Source organism: Microbispora sp. CSR-4 (assembly GCF_008033685.1).
In the GTDB taxonomy this organism is placed as follows: domain Bacteria; phylum Actinomycetota; class Actinomycetes; order Streptosporangiales; family Streptosporangiaceae; genus Microbispora.
Genome location: NZ_VJVX01000248.1, coordinates 1 through 563, shown reverse-complemented (window position 1 = coordinate 563; position 563 = coordinate 1). Strand labels below are relative to the sequence as shown.

1 protein-coding gene is annotated in these 563 nt (G+C 68.4%); it reads left to right on the top strand.

The features are described from left to right. On the top strand, positions 1-563 hold a 563-nt coding region (locus FLV34_RS39675), incomplete at both ends, for an IS3 family transposase (protein ID WP_147945630.1).

Below are 563 nucleotides of genomic sequence, written 5' to 3'. Positions count from 1 at the left end.
GCCGGGGCGGTGCGCGGGGATCACAAGCGGCCCACGACAACGATCTCCGAAGCCCTCACCGAGCGGACCGAAGACCTGGTCAAACGCGACTTCACCGCCCCCGCCCCGAACCGGCTGTGGGTCGCCGACCTGACCTACATCCCCACCGCGTCGGGGTTCGTGTACGCGGCGCTGGTGATCGACGCGTTCTCGCGGATGATCGTCGGCTGGCGTCTGGCCGATCATCTGCGCACCGACCTGGCGCTGGACGCGCTGGAGATGGCCATCTGGCGTCGCGGAGACGGACGGCGGCTGGAAGGGCTGGTGCACCACTCCGACCGCGGCTGCCAGTATCTGTCGATTCGCTACACCGAGCGCCTGTCGGGTGCCGGGGCGGTCTGCTCGGTCGGCTCCCGTGGGGACAGCTATGACAACGCCCTGGCCGAAAGCACCATCGGGCTGTACAAGACCGAGCTGATCCACCGGCGCGGCCCGTGGAACGGCCTGGACGACGTCGAGATCGCCACCATGGAATGGGTCGACTGGTACAACAACCGGCGCCTCCACAGCGCCTGCAACGACCT